General features: G+C 44.0%; 23 protein-coding genes and 1 tRNA gene. 19 read left to right on the top strand and 5 right to left on the bottom strand.

All coding sequences use genetic code 11. The features are described 5' to 3' along the window. The first annotated feature begins 1 nt into the window (after window position 1). Window positions 2-991, top strand: a complete 990-nt coding sequence (locus J7529_RS12395; protein WP_318729213.1) for a hypothetical protein — start codon at window positions 2-4, stop codon at window positions 989-991. Window positions 992-1018: 27 nt separating this feature from the next. Next, window positions 1019-1603, top strand: coding sequence for a hypothetical protein (locus J7529_RS12390; protein ID WP_318729212.1), 585 nt, complete (start codon window positions 1019-1021; stop codon window positions 1601-1603). An 18-nt stretch (window positions 1604-1621) separates the two neighbouring features. On the opposite strand, the gene J7529_RS12385 is transcribed toward J7529_RS12390, so the two are convergent. Continuing rightward, complete coding sequence (locus J7529_RS12385; protein WP_318729211.1) at window positions 1622-1861, bottom strand: hypothetical protein; 240 nt, start codon at window positions 1859-1861, stop codon at window positions 1622-1624. Here J7529_RS12385 and J7529_RS12380 point away from each other — a divergent pair. Next, window positions 1854-2582, top strand: a complete 729-nt coding sequence (locus tag J7529_RS12380) for a hypothetical protein (protein WP_271937717.1) — start codon at window positions 1854-1856, stop codon at window positions 2580-2582. The two genes, J7529_RS12385 and J7529_RS12380, sit on opposite strands and share 8 nt — an antisense overlap. 257 nt (window positions 2583-2839) lie before the next feature. On the opposite strand, the gene J7529_RS12375 is transcribed toward J7529_RS12380, so the two are convergent. Next, on the bottom strand, window positions 2840-3430 hold the full coding sequence (locus J7529_RS12375; protein ID WP_318729210.1) for an SMI1/KNR4 family protein: 591 nt from the start codon (window positions 3428-3430) through the stop codon (window positions 2840-2842). 151 nt (window positions 3431-3581) lie between these two features. Here J7529_RS12375 and J7529_RS12370 point away from each other — a divergent pair, with 151 nt between their 5' ends. From J7529_RS12370 to J7529_RS12360, 3 genes are all read left to right on the top strand, one after another. Next, entirely contained in the window at window positions 3582-4667 is a 1086-nt protein-coding gene (locus J7529_RS12370; protein WP_271937716.1) for an AAA family ATPase, read from the top strand. 44 nt (window positions 4668-4711) lie between these two features. Then, window positions 4712-5332, top strand: coding sequence for a Uma2 family endonuclease (locus J7529_RS12365; protein WP_318729209.1), 621 nt, complete (start codon window positions 4712-4714; stop codon window positions 5330-5332). Window positions 5333-5460: 128 nt separating this feature from the next. Then, complete coding sequence (locus tag J7529_RS12360; RefSeq protein ID WP_318729208.1) at window positions 5461-6735, top strand: DUF2201 family putative metallopeptidase; 1275 nt, start codon at window positions 5461-5463, stop codon at window positions 6733-6735. Between the two features lie 126 nt (window positions 6736-6861). Here the strand turns inward: J7529_RS12360 and J7529_RS12355 are convergent, their stop codons facing one another. Beyond that, window positions 6862-7401 carry a transposase gene (locus J7529_RS12355; RefSeq protein WP_318729207.1) on the bottom strand — a complete coding sequence of 180 codons (540 nt, stop codon included), beginning with the start codon at window positions 7399-7401 and terminating at the stop codon, window positions 6862-6864. 242 nt (window positions 7402-7643) lie between these two features. On the opposite strand from J7529_RS12355, the gene J7529_RS12350 reads away from it, so the two are divergent. The 10 genes from J7529_RS12350 to J7529_RS12305 all read left to right on the top strand — a co-directional run bounded on the left by J7529_RS12350 (window position 7644) and on the right by J7529_RS12305 (window position 15790). Next, a complete protein-coding gene (locus J7529_RS12350; protein ID WP_318729206.1) occupies window positions 7644-8309 on the top strand; it encodes a hypothetical protein in 666 nt (221 codons plus the stop codon). A gap of 342 nt (window positions 8310-8651) precedes the next feature. Next, window positions 8652-9242, top strand: coding sequence for a protoporphyrinogen oxidase HemJ (hemJ, locus tag J7529_RS12345; RefSeq protein ID WP_271937709.1), 591 nt, complete (start codon window positions 8652-8654; stop codon window positions 9240-9242). Window positions 9243-9410: 168 nt separating this feature from the next. Continuing rightward, a complete protein-coding gene (locus J7529_RS12340) occupies window positions 9411-9797 on the top strand; it encodes a hypothetical protein (RefSeq protein WP_271937708.1) in 387 nt (128 codons plus the stop codon). Between the two features lie 198 nt (window positions 9798-9995). Beyond that, window positions 9996-10685, top strand: coding sequence for a L,D-transpeptidase (locus tag J7529_RS12335; protein WP_318729205.1), 690 nt, complete (start codon window positions 9996-9998; stop codon window positions 10683-10685). 277 nt (window positions 10686-10962) lie between these two features. Then, window positions 10963-12339: a hypothetical protein gene (locus tag J7529_RS12330; protein WP_318729204.1), complete on the top strand. Its 1377-nt coding sequence runs from the start codon at window positions 10963-10965 to the stop codon at window positions 12337-12339. A 363-nt stretch (window positions 12340-12702) separates the two neighbouring features. Next, window positions 12703-13509 (top strand): septum site-determining protein MinD, encoded by an 807-nt coding sequence (minD, locus tag J7529_RS12325; RefSeq protein ID WP_318699051.1) that lies wholly within the window; start codon window positions 12703-12705, stop codon window positions 13507-13509. A gap of 72 nt (window positions 13510-13581) precedes the next feature. Next, entirely contained in the window at window positions 13582-14118 is a 537-nt protein-coding gene (gene minE, locus J7529_RS12320; RefSeq protein WP_318729203.1) for a cell division topological specificity factor MinE, read from the top strand. A 32-nt stretch (window positions 14119-14150) separates the two neighbouring features. After that, entirely contained in the window at window positions 14151-14576 is a 426-nt protein-coding gene (locus J7529_RS12315) for a ferredoxin (RefSeq protein ID WP_318729202.1), read from the top strand. A 289-nt stretch (window positions 14577-14865) separates the two neighbouring features. Continuing rightward, the gene (locus tag J7529_RS12310; RefSeq protein ID WP_318729201.1) at window positions 14866-15504 is read left to right on the top strand and encodes a response regulator transcription factor; all 639 of its coding nucleotides are present in this window, start codon (window positions 14866-14868) and stop codon (window positions 15502-15504) included. 213 nt (window positions 15505-15717) lie between these two features. Then, window positions 15718-15790: transfer RNA gene (locus tag J7529_RS12305), tRNA-Thr, on the top strand. Between the two features lie 616 nt (window positions 15791-16406). Here J7529_RS12305 and J7529_RS12300 read toward each other — a convergent pair. After that, window positions 16407-19139, bottom strand: a complete 2733-nt coding sequence (locus tag J7529_RS12300; RefSeq protein ID WP_318729200.1) for a DUF3854 domain-containing protein — start codon at window positions 19137-19139, stop codon at window positions 16407-16409. Between the two features lie 693 nt (window positions 19140-19832). Between J7529_RS12300 and J7529_RS12295 the strand changes: the two genes are divergently transcribed. From J7529_RS12295 to J7529_RS12285, 3 genes are all read left to right on the top strand, one after another. Then, window positions 19833-20000, top strand: a complete 168-nt coding sequence (locus tag J7529_RS12295) for a hypothetical protein (protein WP_318729199.1) — start codon at window positions 19833-19835, stop codon at window positions 19998-20000. Between the two features lie 225 nt (window positions 20001-20225). Then, window positions 20226-20498 carry a helix-turn-helix transcriptional regulator gene (locus J7529_RS12290; protein WP_318729198.1) on the top strand — a complete coding sequence of 91 codons (273 nt, stop codon included), beginning with the start codon at window positions 20226-20228 and terminating at the stop codon, window positions 20496-20498. Window positions 20499-21256: 758 nt separating this feature from the next. Continuing rightward, a complete protein-coding gene (locus tag J7529_RS12285) occupies window positions 21257-21889 on the top strand; it encodes a hypothetical protein (RefSeq protein WP_318729197.1) in 633 nt (210 codons plus the stop codon). On the opposite strand, the gene J7529_RS12280 is transcribed toward J7529_RS12285, so the two are convergent. Continuing rightward, window positions 21862-23306 (bottom strand): hypothetical protein (locus tag J7529_RS12280; protein WP_318729196.1); only part of this gene is annotated, 1445 nt, incomplete at its 5' end. The two genes, J7529_RS12285 and J7529_RS12280, sit on opposite strands and share 28 nt — an antisense overlap.

Below are 23306 nucleotides of genomic sequence, written 5' to 3'. Positions count from 1 at the left end.
CATGAATACTAAAAATTGGTTTCTGGAAAAAATAAGATACTACTGCGGTATCGAAATCTATACAAAATTTTACAATCTTTCAGATGAAGAGATGGCCATAGAAATTATTAGTAGACAAGCAGACATCGATCCAGAGGGTATAGCCGACTTGTTTGGTGACGAAAATTTTGGTTACCAAAACTATAGTGACGAAAATGATTGGAAGCTTGTGGAAGCCATAGAAATGATTCGTCGCAAACAAGTAGATATCGATACAGGCGATATAACCAAGCTGTTGGGTTACAAAAAATATTGGAAGCTTCTGAAAAAAGATTACATATTAGAAGTCGATACTGAAGATAAAACCGAAAAAAAATATCACAAGAAGTATTTTATTCAGACAGTTGAACAATTGTTCGATATTAGCTTTTTTGCCGAATATAGATATCTTAGTGATGATGCTCTGATGCTTGAAATTCTTTGTCTTTCCATGGATGATGGTAGACAGCCGAAGCGATTATTTCTTGAAGCAAGTTATGGAGAAATGATTCGACTAGATAGCACACGAGTTATCTATAGAGCATTGGATGTCTTATATGGAGATTCTGGGCCAAACTATACATTCGAGAATTTGTTACATACATTAGGAGACTTATCGAGAATTTCTCGTAGCAAGTTTATACCTCAGAATATTATCGAGATAGAGAAGCGAGTGATTCAATTTAATTTATATGGAAAACTCTATACGCTTGAGTTCAAAGGAGAGGTAGATGATCCGTTCATGATAGCCGTACAAATCAATTCAATTATTGTAGGAACAGGATACCAATTTGAGTTTTATTGTCCAGAGTATTATAACGAACTAGCTATAATTACCTTATCTGAAGAGGAAAAGAAAAAAATGATCAAAAAGAAATTATGGGACTGGAATGATTACGATTTCGAGCATTGTTTTGAGTTTGGTAAGAATCATATGCATACACTCCTTTTTGAGTTAGAGCATGGACTGTAGATATCCAAAATGTTAACTTATTAAAAAATGAATACTAAAACCCGTTTTCTGGAAAAAATCAGATACTACTGCGATCTCGGTTTCTTTACTGAATATCATGATCTTCCTGATGAATCTATAGCCATGGCAATTATTGGCAGACAAATAGAACTCTATCAAGGTGGAGTCGCAGAGTTGTTTGATTGGGAGAATGATTGGAAACTCCTGAAACTGGATAGCCAACGAGTTATTGGGATAACCCCACAGCTTTTCTATGGAGAACTCCCTCCGCCCTATACTTTACCCGTATTAATGGAAACATTAGGGGCTTTATCTAAGATTTCTCGCGGCCAGTTTATGCCAGAGCATATTATTGAGCTAGGACAAGAGTCTATTGGTTTTAACTTGAATGGTAAACCTTATAGTTTGACTCCGCTAGATCCTCTAGATGAACCCTTGGTTTTAGCTGGACAAATTAATCCAACGATCGCGAAGACGGGTTATCAATTTGAGGTGTGCGATGTCCCCCCTAGTTTATACCTCGTTCTTTTATCACCAGCAGAAAAGCAAAAATTGATTCATGATAAAGGTTGGGTATTTCTTCCTAAGAGGTGGGCGTTCTTTTCTGACTAAAGTTTTATCGCGGGAGGTCTAGAAACCGGGTTTCTCAAGCCAGATGGTAGTTGAGAGTCGGAAGTTATGGGAGAAACCCGGTTTCTTTGTTGGGTTGGGGCGATCGCTATCATCTACTGGGAATGAGGATGTTGAGCGGAGATCGATCGCCAGTCGATATAATTGAGGGTGTGCTAGTAGCGATACTCCTGCCCAGTCGCTTCGCGATCGCAAAATTGCCGAATCTGAGTGAAAGAAGGTCGTTGATCTTATGTCCATCACATCACGAAGTTTGCAAAAGCTCCTCCGGGAGAATATATCCGGGCAAAAACCCCTTAGCGTTAATCCCGAACAGGCTAAAGATCTAGCAGAAGACTTATTGGCGCGAGTTGAGCCTCTCGCTGGTGCAGAGCGGCATGATAACTGTCACCATTACCATCGTTTCCAAAGGGGATCGAGTGCAGATCAGCCTCCCAGCAATACCCTCTGTTGTTGTATTTTGCTCGAAGAATCCAGCGAGCGTTGGTATCGAAATCACACCCATTTACATTTACTCTTGAGTCCGGAGCAACAGCTCTGGGTAGAGTTAGGAGGAGAGCGATCGCCTGCCCCCGTTTCAGACATCAGTGAGATAGTTGCCCTCATTCAAGCATTTTTCCAGAGGGTTGACCGGCAAAAAGCACAGGCTGCCAAGCGCCAAAAACAGAAAGACTTGAAAGTGCAAGCTATCTTGGCTCAGGTGCGTAAAATAGCCAAAGAAGATCAATTTGACTTTGCCACCGAAGTCGATACAGTTAAGCTCAAGCTGATTATTCGTCTGTCTGACAACAACGACTATTTTGCTATTTTGATTCCCTTTAACCAATTCAAGGAAGTGCTACCCAAATTACGAACTGCAATTCAGACTCTGCGCGAGACTTACAACACCGGCGTTCGTTTTACCACTCGTCTTAAGCGGGGCTACGGCCGCTCTGGCTGGATTCGTCATCAGGATTTGTAGAATAGACTCTCCAATAATTCAGAAAAACCCAGTTAACCCTGTTTTGTCACTCTGGGAAAAGAAAAATCAAAGTCAAATCCCAAAACTCAATCAGGACATAATATTCAGCGATCGCCAACTAACAGAAACTCAAAAATCTCGCGTTTTTGTGAAAGCCTTGCTATATTAAGGTTTCAGAATTTGCCCTAGCGAAAGTCACAGAAGAGAGATACAATTGTCCCGATTTCACCGAAGATATAAGAGACCCTGTTAATTTCCTAATAAATAAAGCGACCTTGTTCTGTAACTTCAAACATCAATTCATAAAATGAACGATATCGATTAGCCCCTGGAAGTTTGTTCCCAAAGTGCCATGCCTCCCATTCTCCATCTTCAAAAACAACATCAGGAATTAATAGAAAAATATCACCATCTCCGCTATTGCTACTAATCTCCAAGGCAGTTTGTAAATATTCGCATCTTAAATGAACGCAATCTTGAGCTTCACCATAAACAAAATATTGATCATCCGGTACTGAAGGTCTTTCATCCGTATCTAGTGGCCAGATCCAATCTTGATTTCTTATAGAAAACCACTCTATTTCCTCTGTTGACCAAAGCTGCAAATCGGTCCAATCTGAGTTGCGCCAACCGTTAGAAATCTTGAGAAATTCCCGATAAGATGGCGGAAATCGAGTTTCTAAACGAGTTTCAGCTAAAGTAATTTGATCTTCTGATGCGCCTGGTTTGCCCAACCATCTGGATGCAAGGATTTCTGGAGTCAATTCCCATGTGTCATATTCTCCACGTCCCTCAATCAGTTTGTGACTAAGTTCTTTGAGTAGGCTTTCCCAATTAAAAGTTGTCATGACATTTTCAAATGAACTATCGTAAAATACTATAATAAAAAATCTAGGGAGCAAGACGCTCCCGCTACGCCTCGATCTAAGGGTTTTGGTAGTGCAAGCATCTTGCTCGCTTGTTAACCAATCAACCGGATCTGATATTAAAGACAAAAGGATGATTCGTATTGATGCGAGGGAACTCTATCACGTTCTGGAACTGACTCCACCGGAGCAAAATATCCTCCTGGTGGGCAAGCATGGGATTGGCAAATCGGAAATGATTAGCCATTTCTACCGCGATCGCCAGAACTTGCCTGTTATCCCCTTCTTTCTGGGTCAGATGAGCGATCCGGGGGATTTGATTGGCTTGTTGCACAAAGACGAGAAAACGGGGCGATCAGTGTTTTTACCGCCCTACTGGTGGCCGGAACCCGATCGCCCGGTGGTACTCTTCCTAGACGAGCTTAACCGCGCCCGACCCGAAATTTTGCAAGCCGTTCAAGACCTCACCCTCAACAAAACCTTAGCCGGTAAAGCGCTACCCCCTGGCAGTATTGTCATTGCTGCGGTGAATGGGGGAGAAGAATATCAACTGACGGAACTCGATCCGGCGCTGGTGTCGCGGTTCAATCTCTACGAGTTTGCGCCAACAGTAGAAGATTGGCTACTCTGGGCTTCCGATCGCAATATCGATGCGCGAGTGTTAACCTTTATCCAACAGCATCCGGACTATCTCGATGGCGACAATCCAGATGCGGATGCGGCGATCGCCACCGCCGGACTCGTCAAAACCCCCGATCGCCGCGCTTGGGTGAAAGTCGCGAATTTTGTGCGCAACCATCCAAAGCTAGAAGACATTCACTTCAAACTGATTGCCGGTATGGTGGGGACTCGCGCCAGTATCACCTTTCGCCAAAGCCTGGCTACCCAACGGGGTCTGAGTCCTGAGCAACTTCTATTGCAATTTGCGAAGCATTCCAAACAGCTCAAAGACCTGGAAATTCAGGACTTTGCCAGTTTGAACGAACGGGTCTTACTCTGGCTCAATGCCGGGCATTGTCCTGACAATAAAGCGGAGAATGCCCGCAAAAATCTGTTGAAATATCTCCAATATCTCGCCAAAGCCAAACAACAGGAGGCGATCGCTCATTTTTCCTCCCTGGTTCAGGGGCCCAAATTTAGCGATGCTATGGGCTTTGTGGCTGAATCGATGGATCTGATTGACTTCTTGTCAGAATATTTGGAGGCGATTCAGGTTTGAACCTGAAAAACCTATTCCCTATTCCCTATTCCCTATTCCCTAATATGATTGCAACTCTAACGACACCTATCTCATTCGATGAATTTGTTGACTGGTATCCGGAAAACGCGACCTGTAAATACGAACTACGCAATGGAGCGATCGTAAAAATGCCTTTAGCAACTGGGGAACATTCTAACGTCATCGGTTTTTTAACGATAAAACTGGGAGTTCAAATCGACCGTTACGAATTACCTTGTACAATTCCTGGCGATTGCTTGCTGAAACCACTCGATGACGAATCCGGTTACCAACCTGACATTATATGTCTCAATAAAGCGCAACTGGCTGAGGAACCCCATTGGCAGAAAAAATCGGTTATTACTAAGGGAAATTCCGTGCGATTAGCTATAGAAGTTGTAAGTACAAACTGGCAAAATGATTATCTGCGGAAGGTCGGGGATTACGAACTGATGGGTATACCCGAATACTGGATTGTAGATTATCTCGGTTTAGGTGGTCGGCGGTTTATTGGTAATCCCAAACAACCGACTCTCTCAGTTTACCAACTGGTGGATGGGGAATATCAGGTAACGCTATTTACCGGAAACGAGAGGATTGAGTCTTTGGCTTTCCCAGAATTGCAACTGAGCGCCGCCGAGATTTTTGCCGCCAAAACGATATAGCGCTTTCCGCTTCGCGGAGATGTTCATGTCGGACGAAGTCCGAAACGCGCGGCAGAAGGATAATAGGTTATCGGTAATGAGAATACCATTTTTCATGCTACAACCCCCATTTTTCAGTTTTAATTGATATGAAACAGATCGCCCGTCACCGTATTGCTCGGATTGTGGAAAAGTGGTTGCTGGTTGAGCCACTGTTGCTGGCAACTTGGACAAGTCACGCTTTAGTTTCCGAGCCGCGCATTCAAACGATTCGCGTGCAACGGGGACGAATTGAGTACAATCCGGAGTTTATCGCCCAGTTGAGCGATCGCCACCTGGAAGCCACCCTGCGCTTTGAAGCTCTACGAATTCTGCTCAAACACCCCTACAGTCGTCGCCAAGCGCACTCGGCGATTAGCTATGCTGCCAGCAATTTAACACTCCAGGAATATTTGCAAACCGAGCTGCCGTTTCCTCGGGCGCGGGATGTTTTTGGCGATCGCAATTATGACCAACTATTCTTCGAGTTTTATTACCACAAATTGCTCGACCAACAGTCCTCCAGTGTACAGGGAGCAGCCTCTGGAGTGCCAGGAGTAGAGATGAGGGAAGCGAATGCTGCACTTGCATCCGGCTCTCCTGGCTCTTGTGAATCTGAACCGACTTCAATCCCTAGTGATCGCCCCCCAGATCTCCTGGTGGTTTATACTGATGTAAACTTGAGCGGTGTAGAAAATACTGACCAGTGGGATCGAGATGAATTATTGAGCGATCGCCTAGACGATCTAGTGAGAATGGCTCAAGCCAATAACAGTTGGGGTAGCATTGGCGGCAAATTGCGCGAACGTATCTTAGCCAATCTGCACCCTAAGCTCGACTATCGGGCGGTTTTACGCAAGTTTCGCACCTCTATCCTCAGCCAACAGCGACGGCTCACCCGCATGAAACCCAATCGCCGCTATGGGTTCGCCTATATGGGTAGTCGTCGTGACTTTACCACCCGTTTGCTGTTTGCCATTGATGTGAGCGGCTCCATGGGAACGAAAGAGCTACAGCAGGGATTTTCGGTGGTGAATCGCTTTTTTAACTACGGTGTACCGGCGATCGATGTGATTCAATTTGATACCAAGATTACCGCCGACTTAATGACGTTCCGTCGCGCCAAGCACGAGGTCAAACTAACCGGACGAGGTGGCACGAATTTTCACCCGGTTTTGACGTATCTTGATGAACACCGGGATTACGATGGCCTAATTATTTACACAGATGGTTATGCTCCCTGCCCCCCACCGCCCCAAAATCGGCGAACTCGTATTCTGTGGTTATTTGTGAGCGAGGCGCATTACCGGAGTTGTTATCCTAAGCTACAGCATTTGGGGCCGGGGTCTTATCTGAAAGCTAATGCTAACCTCAGTTCGAGTTAAGACCGTTTTCGGGATAATCTCACGAGAGAATCGGGGGTTCAGGTTACAACAGAATGAGGGTTTCAGCCAGAAGTGTTGAATTTCGGCATAAAACTTTACATTAAACTAAATAAGAGTCTCTGGGAGCTAATCATAGCTCCAATGGATGAGGGAGCATTTTTGACTTAATTTAAGTTGCAAATAACGAAATTTATCTAGTAATGTATGCCCATAAAATTTATGAATTTTCATTAACTGTAACATCAAATAAGCAATTAACGACATAAGAATTTGTAATCGGACACCGGGAATGTTTTTAGTGATTAAGTTGTCCAGCTTTAAATGCATCTTTAAGAATTTCCACAAAATTTCAATATCCCAACGTTTACGGTAAATTTCTGATACTTCTTCATCCGTCATGTCTTTTAGATTAGTAGCCAGACGATATTCGGTTTGGGTTTCTGGATCATGAAAGCATACCACTCGATATCTTTGGGGATTAAATTGGGTTTTCATATGATTCTTAATCCGAACCACAAATTTTGTCTGAGTTTTACTCATTTCTTCTATAAATTCCCAACTGGCAAAACCTCTATCCATCATGATCACTGCTCCGTCGGGAATCATCGTCATCACCTGTTCCCTAAATTTAGCATCATGTTCTTCGTCCTCGGCGATCGATGTCATTTAATTTGATGCTGAGATTATAAACGAAGTGTAGGTTAGGATTGCTCGAAGCAACAATTGAGTAATGAAGCAATAGGTTTAACTGGTGAGAGAGCTGTTAATCAGCCATAGCTTTGAGAAAAGGGTTCTAAGTCAACAAATTCCGAAATCATCTTTTACAATCGTTTTTTTATAGAAGCAGCTTATAGGAGTGCTCCCTCCATAGGCTTACACTCGTCTATTCTCTTTAGAAGGAAATCTTAATGGACAGAAAGATTTTTTACGATCGGATCAGAAATAGCCTATTTAGTGGCAATCTCACCCCAGGCCAAGTGGACGGAATAGAGGCGATTCTAAATTTTTGGGAAGATCCACCAGTACAACCCGTAGGTGAGTTAAAGACCGACTGGGATATTCGCACTATTGGATGGTTAGCGTATATGCTTGCAACGACCTACCATGAGACAGCTCAAAAAATGCAGCCTATTTCCGAATACGGTTCAACGGCTTACTTTCAAGAGAATTATTGCAACAGAAAGGACTTAGGTAACGGCCCGCAATACGGTGGCAAACCCGGCGATGGTCCTCGATTTCATGGACGCGGCTATGTTCAACTAACTGGACGCATAAATTACACAAAAGTAACTCCTGTAGTCCGCGAATTTTACCCCAGTAGTCCGGATTTTGTTGCCGATCCTGATGCTATTAAGAGTCCCAAATATTCTGCTATAGTCATGTTTTATGGGATGTTCTTGGGTATTTTTACAGGATATGCGTTGAAGAACTTTATCGGCGACCCCAACAAAGGACAAAAAGTTGATTTTTACCAAGCTCGAAAAATCATCAACGGTTTGGACTGTGCAGAACTCATTGCAGGGTATGCAGAGAACTTTAACCAGGCGCTAGAAGACGCAGGAGTAAAAGCTTAAACTCCTGAGGAACTTAAAGTCCGACTAATCTTTGACAACCCCAAGACTCATGGTATTACGTCTGTCTATAAAACTTGCCCTGCCTATGAAGCCCCCTGTTTAGCTCGGTGATTTACCACGGATAGATGGAGTTCATCCTACTCAAACACCTTTATCGAGTGTTTGAGTAGGATAAATCCCTTGCATTTCATGCACTGATTGAGTGAGATCAAGGCACTACACAATCAGCGATCGCACTCTCTACTCTCTCAGAGTATATTAACTTTTGTTGCGCGATCACCCTGTTGACCCAAGAGAAATCTTAAACTCGCCTTGATGAGTTGCTCGATAAGAACACCTTTTATGGCTTATTTTTGGTTTAAAGCATTTCACCTGATCGGTGTAGTGGTCTGGTTTGCAGGCTTGTTTTATTTAGTTCGTCTCTTTGTTTACCATGCTGAAGCCTCAGAACGAGATGAGCCGGCACAAACCATTCTCAAGGCGCAATATGAAATTATGGAAAAGCGCCTCTATCATATTATTACCATGCCTGGAATGGCCGTTACAGTGGCAATGGCGATTGGTTTGATCTCTACAGAACCGGAAATTTTAAAGTCGGGTTGGCTACATATTAAACTAGCTCTGGTTACTGTATTACTGGGGTATCATTTCTATTGTGGACGCATTATGAAACGGTTAGCATCTGGTGAATGCAACTGGACAGGTCAACAATTTCGCGCCTTAAATGAAGCCCCAACAGTATTGTTAGTTGTTATCGTTCTTTTGGCTGTATTTAAGGGAAGTTTGCCTTTAGATTTAACAACATGGTTAATTTTTGGGCTTGTTGTTTCGATGGTAGCTGCGATTCAACTTTATGCGAAGAAACGTCGTCAAGATAAGGAAAAAATGTTGGAACGTATTGAACAACAAACATCGGCTTCATCAGCAAGTTAACATAATCTTCGATTACCCGAAATTCCCTAAAGACAAGGCATCTCTTGTCTTTAGGGTAAGGGGAAGAGATGATCGCGATCGACGATTGAGATTGACAAAAAGCAAACAATATAATATAATATAAGATAAGCTACTGAGATTCACATTGCCGTCTAACAATCATCAATTATGGATGAGCAAGAGAAAAATTCCTCACGATCGGAATACTTGAAAAAACTAGCTGCTGCTTACCGTGCTACTTATGCAGTAGGAGTCTTAAGTATATTTCTTGGCTTGTTAGCATTATTAGCAAGTTTTTCGAGTGCGGTAATACCCGGTGGTATGTTTTTGGCTTTCACCTTTTTGATATTTGGAGCATTTTATTTATTATTAGGCTTCTTCATACAACGCAAATCAATCCTTGCATTAGGAATTGCTGTTGGCTTTATGGGACTCAATGCTATTGCGGGGCTTTTGAATTTGGTTCAAAGTGGCTCTCCAGTTGGTTTAATTATTCCAGTTGCATTTCTCAGTCAAACATGGGAAGGCTTTACAGCTATCAAAAAATTAAAGTAAGCGATAAAAATTCATGGCAGAGAAGTTGCAGCACTTTTCGCTCTCCGTGGAGGAATAGGGAAATGGAGGGAATGACAATAAGCTCAATCTAGTTTTAAGCTTTTAAAAACTACTATTGATGTACTGCATAGCAGAGGAAACTCCTGTTATAGAACGTTTAAAAGTAAAATATCTGGTTTTTTCGCAAGAGAATCGATTATGTTTGACAATCTTATTAAAAAAGCTAACAGAAAAGCGATTAGTTGGGTTATTTTTTTATTGTTATCAGGCAGTATTGTTTGTTTTCTCCTGATCAAACGAGGTTACCTTTTTCCGCTCAATCATTTGTGGGGAATTTTGGCTAATGTAGAATATTTTGAACCTCTGCATTCGAGTCCTGATTATAGTCAATTATTAAACTATAATTGGACTATTTTAGATATTCTTAATACTGGAACAATCGACACGAGTAAAACCTCAATTCTTATTGAGAAATCTCAAGGAACTCTGACCCTTTATTACGATCGCCAACCCATTAAATCCTATCCCGTTGTTTTGGGAGGTAATCCGACTGGAGATAAGCTTCGAGAAGGCGATCTCAAAACTCCTGAAGGCATTTTTAAGGTACGAGATCTGTATCCTCATTCGGATTGGTTTAAATTCATTTGGTTAGATTATCCTAATGCTAACTCTTGGCGCAAACATTTACAAGCGAAACAACAAGGAATTATCCCAGTTAGCGCCACAATTGGCGGAGAAATTGGTATTCATGGTGTGCCATCAGGCCGTGATGATCTCATCGATCGCAAAAATAATTGGACCTTAGGTTGCATTTCCCTGAAAAACCAAGATGTTGATGAACTATATGGTGCAATCCAGCCTGGAACGACAGTAGAGATCATACAGTAAAATAAATCCGTATTGCAGGATGATTCCCTCAAGCAGAAGATGTTCTAGTAGTTGTGGTCTAACACCGGATTTCTGCGTATAATCCTGCAAATACTGGCATATTTATCGGATTTTGGTCCAAGATTTGAACCAACTGTTAAGTTGTGTTAAGTTGCGATACATACTTGTCTTATTCGAGGCAAAATAATATCAATAGTAAAACGAATCTAGCGCGCGATCTCCTTAAACCTATCTTGATCGTCCCATCCCATTGCTAACCTCCATTGAGTTAAAACCTATGCGCCGCGTTAATTTCAACAAACCTGACATTCGCGCCATTATCTTTATTTTTATTCTTCTCATGACGGCGATTGGATGTGCCAAACTCAGCGCTGCACAACATTCGCCAATCTCACCAACCTATGCACGAGATATTGCTCCAATCCTCAACAACAATTGTCTTGAATGTCATCGCACTGGAGGTATTGGCCCATTTCCCTTGCAATCCTATGAAGATGCCCGTTCCCATGCCAATCGCATTGTGAAAGCGACAGCAGATGGTTTTATGCCTCCTTGGAGAGCCAAACAGGGATATGGAGAATTTCGTAATGAGAAATTTTTGAGCCAACAACAGATTGCTACCCTCAAAGTATGGGTTGAAGCGGGGACTCCGGCGGGAAATTTGGCCGAACTTCCCCCCCCTCCCAATCTACCGCTCTCTCGGTGGCGTTTGGGGGAACCTGATCGCCAGTTTCCCATGCCAGAAGCCTTTGAAGTCCCGGCAACCGGAGAAGATATCTATCGCTACTTCGTTCTCGATGGCAAGCTTTTAGAAGATCGAACGGTCACGGCGATCGACTTTCAACCCGGAGCGGCAGCAGTCGTCCATCATGCTAATTTTTTCATCGATTATGAGGGACGCGGACGCAAATTAGATGCCGAAGATCCGCGACCAGGATTCTCGACTACTGAAACTGGAGGTTTTATGGACTACGATGGTGCCAGCGCGATCGGGGGTTGGGCACCGGGAGTCGATCCTTACCAATTGCCTCCCGATATTGGGATGTACTTGCAAAAAGGTGGCGATCTTGTTGTCGAAATTCACTATCATCTCAATGGTCAAAAAGCGAGTGATCGCAGTATTCTCGGTCTCTACTTTGCCAAACAGCCCGTGCAGAAATATATTGAGGGACTAATCATCGGCACCCAAGACCTCGATATTCCGGCTGGAGAAAGCCAGTATTGGCGACATTTCAGCATGGACGTACCTGCAACCATGGATCTTGTCGATATCTCCCCTCATATGCACTATATTGGTGCAGAAATGCAAGCCATTGCTACCTTACCCAACGGCAGTAAAAAACCGTTAATTTGTATCCCCAATTGGGATTTGGGATGGCAAAATACCTATGTTTATCGCAACCTCATTCGGTTGCCCGCAGGTAGTCGTATTGATGCTTGGTTTCGCTATGACAACTCCCCTCAAAATTCATCCAATCCCCATAAACCGCCGCTCGATGTACGCTGGGGTTGGCAATCGACTGATGAAATGAGTGAAATTCACTTGGGAGTTGTCTCGAAAAACTGGCGCGATAGTCCGAAAATTCTAGAAGCCGCGCGTTTGTCTTGGTGGCAGTCCGCCACTCCTGATCGCATTCCCGAATCTTGCCGATAATTTCGTGAAAACTGCATCGTGCCACTGAAAAATATCAAATGGCCAGAACGAGATCCCAGTAGATAAACACTCCAGGATGAGTTGAGTTAATAAGCCTCGGGGTGCCCCATTTTCAACAAGAACAGCTAGATCATTGGTGAAAAGAAATTGGGAATAATATGATTCAATAACCCATCGCCAACCCCGATGCAATATCCCGATACAATATACAGTGCTTTGTGCTGTGATGGGAGGATGGGGGCATAGGGAGAGGGAACAACAGACTCGACAGCAGCCGATGAACAAAGTTTAATTAAATCTGTTAAAAGGCTAAAGGGCCTTGCTATAATCAACTGCCGTGACCCTGCCAAAGAAATCGCCATCATGAGCCGTATTATCGTCGTTACATCAGGAAAGGGAGGAGTGGGTAAAACCACCTGTACCGCAAATTTAGGAATGGCTCTGGCTCAACGGGGACGACGAGTCGTCCTGGTTGATGCCGATTTTGGCTTGAGAAATTTGGATTTGCTCTTAGGTTTGGAAAACCGTATTGTCTATACAGCAGTAGAAGTAATAGCTGGGGAGTGCCGTCTGGAACAAGCCTTGGTGCGAGATAAGCGCCAGTCAAAGTTGGTGCTGTTACCAGCAGCCCAAAATCGCACCAAAGATGCTATTACTCCCGATCAAATGGCCAAGTTGATTCATCGCTTGAGTCCCAGTTTTGATTATGCGATTGTGGATTGTCCGGCTGGGATTGAAATGGGATTCCAAAATGCGATCGCCGCAGCGCAAGAGGCTCTGATTGTGACGACTCCGGAAATTGCGGCTGTGCGAGATGCTGACCGGGTGATTGGTCTTTTGGAAGCCAATAGTATTCGCAAAATTCGCTTAATTGTCAATCGCATTCGCCCAAACATGGTGGAAGCCAATGACATGATGTCAGTTCAGGATGTGCAGGAAATTCTGGCTATTCCCCTCTTGGGTATCATTCCGGATGATGAACGGGTGATTGTCTCTACGAACCGAGGGGAACCCCTAGTGCTTTCTGGCGCTGGAGAGTCGTCTTTACCCGGAATTGCCTATGGTAATATTGCTCGCCGTCTAGAAGGTGAAAAAGTGCCATTCTTGGATTTGGCTCCCCCCCAAGGAAATTTCTTCAGCCGCTTGTTTCAGATGTTCCGTAAGGGATGAGCTGGGTGAATTTCGGTTTCCCCATTTCCTACTGCCCATTTCCTACTGCCCACTCCCTACTGCCCACTCCCTATGTTAAATGATCTTCTAGAACGTCTTTTCCCTTGGAAAACTCGCCCGTCCAGTCGCGAGGAGGTAAAACAGCGGTTGAAGTTGGTGCTGGCCTATGACCGAGCGGGGATTAGTCCAGGGATGTTGAACGCCATGCGCAATGATATTTTGGCGGTGGTCTCTCGCTATGTGGAGATTGATGACGAACAACTGGAGTTTGCCATTGAAAATAGCGATCGCTCTACAGCTTTGATTGCTAATTTTCCTATTCGGCGGATTAAAAATACGGCTGACCCGGAACCAGAAAATGCTTCCCTAGATGAACAAAGCGCTCTCATCTTTTCTTCTCAAGAAGAAGCGGCTGAACTAGAGGAGTTATTTGTCGAAGATGCTCCCCTCGACTCTTCTGAACCCCTGGCTAGTTCCTCATCTGCAACGGAAAAGGAGGAAAAGGATGTGCACTCTTGTGCCCCCCCTCCTCCGAAAGACTCCCCTAAAAAATCTGATTTATCACCAAAATCTAGCCAAAAACCACGAAAAACGACCAAATCTGAGTAAGATAAAGTTAATCGTGTTACTCTGTCTTACGAATGAACTTGGAATCTGATGCTCAAAAACCCACTTCTGACTCCTTAAGTGCTTGTGTCAAGGCACTAGGTCTAACTCAGATTGATCGCCATGTCTTTATTTGCGCCGATCAGGGCGTTCCTAAATGTTGCGATCGTCAACAGAGTCTTGAATCTTGGGATTATCTCAAAAGTCGCTTGAAAGAGTTGAAGTTGGATCTGCCCACTCCAGAACGACCGATGAGTATTTTTCGCTCTAAGAGTCATTGCCTACGAGTTTGCCAGAAAGGGCCCATTCTAGTCGTTTATCCTGATGGAGTTTGGTATCATAGCTGCACTCCAGATGTGATAGAGCGGATTATTCAGGACCATCTCCTGGGCAATCAGGTCGTTGAAGACTATGCCTTCCTTGTTCATCCTTTGCCCAACTCTTCCGTAATTTCATCATGATTTTTCCGAAAAACAGAGAAAAAAAATAAGTAAATCCCGCAAATATTCAATGATATTCTCTGATTATTTCCGCAAAAGTACGCTATAATGAAGAAAATCCACCCAGCCAACACTAAGTATATTCACTACTGTTCTCCTAGGATACCCTGAGTTTCAGAGCCTCGGAAAACGCTAAGACATTTTGGGACAAGGAGGAAATTAGATTATCCTCCCTATTGATTTTCCAGAATTAGAGGAATATACTGAAAAGATAGTAGTTTATAATCAATTCACACGAGGAGATACGGATATGACGACCGACCACAAGCAATTACTTCTAATTGACGACGATCCCAACCTGATTCTGTTGGTACAAGATTACTTGGAATTCCGGGGATACGAAGTCACCACTGCTGAAAATGGGCAAAGAGCGCTAGATATCTTGGACGATCAAACTCCAGACATGATTATCTGTGATGTTATGATGCCGGAAATGGACGGTTATGAGTTTGTGCAAAAAGTGCGTGAAGATGATCAAACTGCATGGATTCCCGTTCTGTTTTTATCCGCTAAAGGCCAAAGTCAAGATCGAGTTAAGGGCTTGAGTAAAGGCGCTGATGTCTATATGGTCAAACCCTTTGAACCAGAAGAACTAGTGGCTCAAGTGGAATCTTCTCTCAAGCAAGCGTCCCGGATGATGCATCATCAGTATAAAGGGGGAAATACCGAAGTGAATTTCCCTAAAGTTCCTGAAGATGTAACCTTAACTCCCACCGAGCGCAAAGTAGTACAGAAAGTGGCCCAAGGTAGTTCTAATCGTGAAATTGCGGAGATCTTAAATGTGAGTCAACGGACGGTAGAGAGCCATGTTTCCAATATGTTGGGTAAAACCAATTTGCATAACCGCACGGAATTGGCTCGCTGGGCTATGGAAAATAATCTAGCTTAAGAGCGATCGGGTTCACCCAATTGATTCTATAGGGTTGCATCTTTATTTTAGGTATCTATAGGTGTCCCAAGTGAAGTTCGCTCTTGCACTCAATTGTTCTACTCCTCACAACCATCTAGAAACGCTTGATCTTATCGAGATTGTCTTTCTTTTCCGTACTTAGGGCGTGACAAGGAGATATCATTTCTGATATAATGCTATCACCGCGAGTTTGCTGGTGTAACTCAGTTGGTAGAGTAGCTGATTTGTAATCAGCCTGTCAGGAGTTCGAGTCTCCTCACCAGCTCTTTAGAGAAAGGCTTATTGTAAGGAACTTTCACTCCTGACAGGCTGATTACAAATCATCGCTACACCTAAAATCTACCTAAAACCACCATAACACCTCCAAAAGTAAGGGGCAAGAAATAGGTTAAATGAGTTAGATAGTAATTAGAGTTTTCTATGGAATCCATAGAGAAATCCAAGGGGGTTCCCAAGAGGAAACCGAGAGAAACTAAAGTCCCTCCCAAGAACCCCTAAAAATATCCTCTTAATTTCAGACGCAACTGCTGTCACCGTGTGATTCACACGGTGTTCAGAGATAAGGGGGTAACCTCACCCCTCGAAACCACCCTCAATCACAGTGACACTGACTATGCCGATAATGAATGCCAGAGTGAGAGAAGCAAAGAAATCAGTTGACCGCCTAGCGAGTGATAAAGCGCACTCAAAGAGTTGGACGCTTCAAGGGCTTTACTTTGCCCTACCTTCTGCACTTAACTGCTTTTGAGCTGGAATCCTTATAAGGATACCAAATTCGCTTTATGTTCTCTTGAGCTTATTCTAGGTACAAAAAAGTCCCCGCAAAATCTCAGTAAGAGTGACCAGAAGCCATTCTTACTGGTATCAATTGTTAAACTAGGTCAGTCAACAATTGGGATGAGATTATCTGGATGTTCCCTGCTGCTGTAGCCAAAGTGTTCCCAGAAGACTCCCCACTTTCCATCTTCTTCTGGAGGAAGAGCCAAAACACCCTCATTAAATAGTTCCATGTCAAGGCTTTTGTTCTTGACTTTCATCCCCAAGCGAAGTTCTGGAGGAGAATCACTGGAGGCATTTTCCTGTGAAGACTCTCTTCCTGGAGACTTTTTAGGAAAAGTACCTTCGCAGCTTTCACACCCTTGCCCTGACTGGGTTTCAGCTTTCACATCAACCTTCACATCAGCTTTAACACTACCTTCACACTCTGGGGATGAACTAGGAATTCCAGATTCATTTTTCGTCGGTGAAGGCTGTGAAGATTCCCGTGAAGGTTGCGTGAAGGTGGGCGTGAAGGTAGGCGTGAAGGCTGAATCTCTTGCCCCGTCTGGCTGTGAAGGTTGTGAAGGTTGATGACGATTATCAACCTTCTCTGCTTGTTTGAACACTTCACTGGGAGTGGGGGTGTTCATGTCTCTGACTTCCTCTCTCAGGTCTACTCCAACCATGTAAGAACCGTTGCGGTTCAACCCTCTCTCTGCTTCCCAACCTACGAAACTGCAAGCCGTCAGTAGACGAGAGCTGAACTTGTTCATGGCGACAGGCTTCTGTCCAGTCTCCGTACAGAAGGTTTTGTACTCGTCATAAATGTCTTTAGTTCTTGTCTTGCATCCAGCAATGGGTATTAGTTGGGTATCCAAGAAATCAGCCACGCTGTTTTCCGCCGTCTCCAGTTCCCATTGTTTGGATCGGAACTCTGGAATCTCATATTCACCTAATTCATTGATGACTTCATCAACTTGATGGGATGGCATCACAAGAGCGCAGTAGGTGAGCTGGGAAATTTCCCTCATCATTAGTTCTTCTGCCCAGTGGGAACGATTGGGGATAGGCTGGTCAAACTCAATTAGGCACAGCCGACGTTTAAGCGCTCCCGTCTCCCCCCTAAATAAGGGGTCGTTGGAAATCATTAGCAGAGTGCCATAGAACGGGCTAGAGGCAACCGCTCCATAGATTTGACGGTAGGAGATACTATCGCCACCAGTCAGAGACTTCAGGTTATCTAGGACGGCATCGGAAACCTTAGCCCCTTCATCTGGCAAGGTGACCAACTGCCCATCAATCCAGTGGGCTATGTCGTAATCATTTCCGAGTTTGGCAAGCTTGGAGGACTTGGTATTTTCTTCTCCAACTAAAGCCGTTAGCAGTCGCGAGAATGTACCCTTGCCGCTTCCAGGTCTACCAATCAAGTGAATGAACTTCTGGAGGGTGGAGAATCTCCAGGTCATCACAGCATGGCAGACGGCTAGGAGCTTGAGCATCTTTTTCTCGTCTCCGCCCATGGCATAGCACCAAGCCTCATAAATATTAGGACAGTAGGTCTTTAGGGCTTGCAAGGGGTCTTTGATGGGGTCTTTTCCTGGAGTCCACCAGTCCCGGTTAATGATGCTGGTGTTGTAGTTCTCTGGGTCATGGGGAGAGAGTTTCAAGGTTCCCATGTTCACTACTCCATTGGCAAAGGCTTTAACGGTTTGGGATTGAGGCATCCATTTCCACTGTCGTAGCTCCCGTTCCATGAGGATTTGACAATCTTTGACCCAGGCATTTCCCTTAATCCGGGTCTTGGCTTTGTGGTAGATGGCATCCCCGATTTTCTCATCTGGAATAGCTTCCCAATATTGACCGTTCCACTCCCTCCAAGTTTTCTGTTCATTGTGAAAGCGCCACCGATAACGCTCGGTGTTAGCGAACTCCATAGCAAACTCCACAGGGGTGGGAAGCTTCTCTCTCTTGTGTGGTTTTTTGCCCTGTACAACCCGTGTGCAGTCGTTGTAGAACTGTTTTTCCCATTGTGCAATCGTCAGGGCTGCCTTAATCACCTCATCAAAATCACTCCCACCCACAATGAAGTCATCCATTCCTTCTTTTTCTTTACCCTTTGGTTCCCACACACATATCTTGACATCACAGCCACGTTTCTCTAGGGCTTTTGAGAGTTGCCAGAGCTGCTGTTTGACTTCGGGCTTTTCTCTGAAATCGCTATCGAGAGCCACATAGACGGGTCTGCCTTTCACACATAGGGCATCAAGGGTGGGGACAAGCTCTGTGGATTGGGACTTGTGCCACATGGAGCAACCAGGGATAGAGATAGCTATATAGCCGTTCTCCAAGGCACAGCAAGCTTTCTTTGCCCCCTCAGTAATGATGATGGGGAATGATGGGTGTTTGACGAGAAATTGCCCTAGGGAGAGAGTGATGTCCATCTTCTCTCCTGAAGTTCCCGACAGGAAATCAGAACATTTCCACTTTAGTTCGCTATACCAGGCAACACATCCGGCAGGGAGGAAAGCATCATAGTATCCATGCTCCTCACCTGGCTTTTTCTTCTGGGTGATGTATTTGATGGGCTTACCGTCTTTGTCGAGATGCTTCTCTGGGTAGCGGTTGCGCTTCTGCCAAGAGTCAGGATTGAGCTTGACTCCATCAATGCTTATTCCCTGAATAGTGAAGCCTTCAAAGCAGACCTCAAACTGCTTCCTCAACAGAGGATTCCTTATGCCAGAGTCATTTAACTGTTGCTCAAGCCAATCACTGTCTGATACAATGGGGGAACGAGAATGTCCCCCACATGAAGAACTGTTAAGAGAGGGGTTTCGCTCTTTAAGATTTTTGTGCATAATGTCGGATGGTTTTATTTTGTGACGAGTTAGGCGATAAACCTAACTCGTTCTTTTTTTTTTCGCTTCTATACTAATCCCAAAATGAGGGTGGGGTCAACAGGGACAAAAGGTGTGTTTACCCTCATTTTGGGGGCATTTGGCTATCGCAAAAGCTCTAGGACTTTCCTGATTTCTTTCTTAATTGCGCCTCCTCTATTGGCTGGGTACTTTTTGCTGTCTAAGCAGCCCTCTAAAATAGAGCGGACTTGCTTGATGCTTTCATCGGATTCTTGACCAACATTTCCTTTGTCCAACTGGTGGGCATATTCCAAGATTTCAGGAATAAGAACCTCTGGTAGCCGGATAGGTTTAGTCTCTGAATTGAGCCACTTGCTTTGGTTTGACTTAAACCTTCTCCCATGGGGGTTGGGTCTCCAACGAATTCTCATGATATACTTCTGGGGGAATTACGACTTGAACTTTGCAGGGATAGGGGTTGATCCCTTGGGGAACTAAGAGGGTTCCTATAAGAGAGATTTACCCCTATTTCTTCCTGAGCAAAAAGAGAGAGTTTTTACCAGAACTAGGAACTGTCCAGTAATAGAAAGTCAGGCAATTTTGGGCGGTCTCCCATTCATGGAGGGGAGAGAAGTCTGTTAACCTCTTCCCTGGTCGTTTCAACCAGCTCCCTTTTGAATAAGGTGACTCTACATGAAAGCGATCGCACCTCTGTATCAGGCCGGAGAGGGTTTCCTTGTCCATGCTGACGAGACGACCCCCAATCGGCTCAAAGGGGTTGAAGTCGCCTCCAGTTATGGCAGTAACCCCCTGGGTAGAGGTAGATGCGCTAGTGCTGGTAGTAATGACAGTGATATCTAGTTTTCAAGGTTCAATAGTGCTTACGCCAGTAAAAAATGCACTGTCGTGCTACGGGTAAGCGAAAAAATATATCGGCACCTCTACACTTGGCGACTGCCTTCAGGTAAGCGATAATAAGGCTTGTAGGCTCTGAGCCAGGAGGGCTTGGTTACCGATACCCTTATTGTATCACTTTCCGAATCGGAAAACTAATAATTTTTGATAATAGTAACTATAGATTGAATCATGAATCAACTTACCAAGCCGAAACAAAAGATTGAACATGGATGTGACGACTGGGATGACATTTACCCATTGGAGCGGTTACGCAAAGAAAGGACTAAGCTTACGCAAGTCCAATTTGCTAGAGCAGTAAATATTAAGCCAAGTACCTATCAAAAATGGATTACTTACAAGAAGACTCCAAAAACGAACCCTACTCAACAAAAGGGGATATTAAGCATCTTGCAACTCACCTTTGATGAGTATTGCGACTTGTTCAAGGACTATGAAGACTAAGCTGCTTGCTGTTTTCCCGATCGCCAGAAGGCGGTCCTTTTTTTGCCCCTATGATCGCCAATCTCTCTATGACTACTGTACAGTCGTCTTACAGTGATTTGAATAGACTGAAGATGATGCCAGGTTGGGAAACATTGGTTCAGGGCTTATCCTTTTGGGGCACTCCCTTACCCCGTACTACTCAGGACATGCTCATAGCGGCTCATTTTGGGGGTGTACAGTAGTTATACCCCCTAGAATGACCTATTGTACAGAAAGTACTCTTCTCAAGGAATCCTTGCAGAACAAGAGTTGCAGCGATTCGGGTAATACAAAGCATATTACTTAGAGAAAATTATGTTAGTTGCTATTAGAAATAAATCCAACTTATCTTGTTACTTGTCCCTTTCGCGTCCATTCCTCATCACACAGTGAATCACTGTGTGGCAGCAGTTGCGTCTGAATGTGAAGCTAGACGCATTTCTCACCACACGGTGATTCACCGTGTGATAGCAGTTGTGCAGTTGCTATCAGAGCCATGAATGTACGGCGATCGTTACAGTCAGCAACTGAAATGGAAAAACTCTAGACAAAACCTGAACTAATTCCTGACAATAAAAGCGTAAACTACCCGTGAAGCGATCGGGGGTTTACAGCAAGAACCTGAGAGAGCCAGGGGGACTCCTCTCCCCCTTTTGGCTCTCTTTTTTTGAGACAAAACAAGTTGTTGTTCTATTATGCATTATATTGACGAATACTATGAGCCTCTGTCCCCAAAGATGGTACAGGCTTTATGTAACATAGCCAACGGACTCGGAACAAAAGAAGTATCACAAAAGGACCTAATACCAAAAAAACCAATCCTCAGTAGAGTGCAAGCTGCCCACCACAAACTGAATATCCACGCAGAAGATTTTTCTGGTGGCGTTAAGACGTATTCTCGACGAGTGGTGGCAGTCTTGAAAGCAGTAAGAATAGGGCTGATTATCTTTGATTATGATACCTGTCAATATGTCCCCAACCCTGACTTTAAGCAACCAGAAGGAGACTTCCTTATTAGGGACTCTAGAAAAGAAGATTGGGATAAAAAAAGTCTTACTGACGAGCAAATCAGTCGGGCTAAAGAGCTGTTGATATCCGGGGAACTGTGCCGGACAAAAATCATCGCTCAAGTGTTGAAAATGGGCAAGGGGAAAAAATACCCTGCGGGGAAAAAGAAGCTATTGGAGTTAGAAGCTGAACTTGAAGCACAAGGGTATAAATGCCCCAAAATATCTCAGGCAAAGAAAAAGCATTTACAAAAACTTAACAGTTCGCGAGAGAACAGCAATCACCCCTGGAGGGTGGCTAACAGCGCTTTCTTAGAAAAAAGAAAGCTACATGCTTACTCTCCAGCAAGGACAGAGAAGTAATTATTTCCTCCCAGGAGTTCATTGAGCCTGGCGTTTTCCTTCTTTAGGAAGAGGATGGTTTCCTCCCTGGAGGAGATTGTTTCCTCTGCTTGTTGTAGCTTCTGTTTAAGTTCAGCTATCTCTGCATCCTTGGAGATTCTCCTACGAAGTAAACCACGCTTATTGCTAACAGATTGATGACCTTTATAAGTCGTGTCATTCATAAGGCTTGAATGCCCTAGACTTGCCGAACGTTGGTCAACGGTTAAACCTGCAATTGTACCATGGAAATTTGCGAGATGGCGCAATGCGTGGGTTTGGGTAAATCCGGGATGGTCCGCTTGGTCAATATATCTTAAGAGAGATTCCCTCATTCCATGCACATAACATTTTTTAATTGTTTCTGGCTTGGATTTAGAATTAGGAGTAACTTCAGGCATTCTTATAGAAGCATCCTTAATCCCTAACAATTCAACCAAATTAGGGTAATCGGGATGAATCATGGGGCAGGTTATTCTCTTGGAAGTCTTCACTGTGATATAGTGGCGCTTTCCACTGGTATCGGTAATCCAAAACCCATCACCTAAGACAATTTCGTGCCATTCATTATCAGGGTCAGATAATGCTGGGAAATATTCGCCATCAATTGTTACTGGTTCATCAAGATTCCGAATGGCTTTGAATTCAGAACATCGGAAACCATAAAGTAGGTTAATGCAAATTGCTTTAAACCATGACTTACGGTTCTCGATATATCTGAATTGTCCCTTGGTAAGTTGATAACCATTTAACCCTAGAACTCTATCTCTAAAGTCCAAGAAAGACTCTAAATCAATAGTCTGTTCTTCAATCTCCCTTACTATCCTCAAAGTTCCAAAATGCCTAGTGACCTTGTCTAACTCTGATGAGAGTTTCGTGTCCCTTAAAAGCTTCATGACTCCTGTATAGGCATTCCTAAAGCCTCTAGAGCAAAGAGTTTGATTACCAGAGATGGTAAACAATTGACTCCAATTACGGACAATTTCAGAAATGAGGTTTTCACCAGTGAGTTTCAATTTAGGGTTAAGCTTACGGTGATGTTTGCCGTAGGCATCATGATATCCAGCCAAGGTATTAGTCTTGGACTTTTCTTCGGCTCTATCCCTACCGCATTTATCATAGCCAGAGAGGTAGTTTTTCTTCACCATCTCAATGGCATCCCCGATGGTTAGGCAATCATCAACAAGGGCTTGAGCGCCTTTAATTTCCGACTCGTACCATGACCAAAACTCTGATTCTTTATCAAACTCTTTGAGCTGGCTAAAGACTGCCAAGGCTTTCGCCAGAGTGTTAATGCACCCATCGCGAGTGAAGTTTTCATTGCAACCATTATCGGAAGTCTGAGACTTGCTGGCAACTTTGAACCGAAGGGACAGACGACTACGGTTCTTGCTGATAG

Source organism: Roseofilum sp. Guam, from assembly GCF_017746735.1.
In the GTDB taxonomy this organism is placed as follows: domain Bacteria; phylum Cyanobacteriota; class Cyanobacteriia; order Cyanobacteriales; family Desertifilaceae; genus Roseofilum; species Roseofilum reptotaenium.
This window is presented reverse-complemented; position numbering and strand designations above follow the sequence as displayed.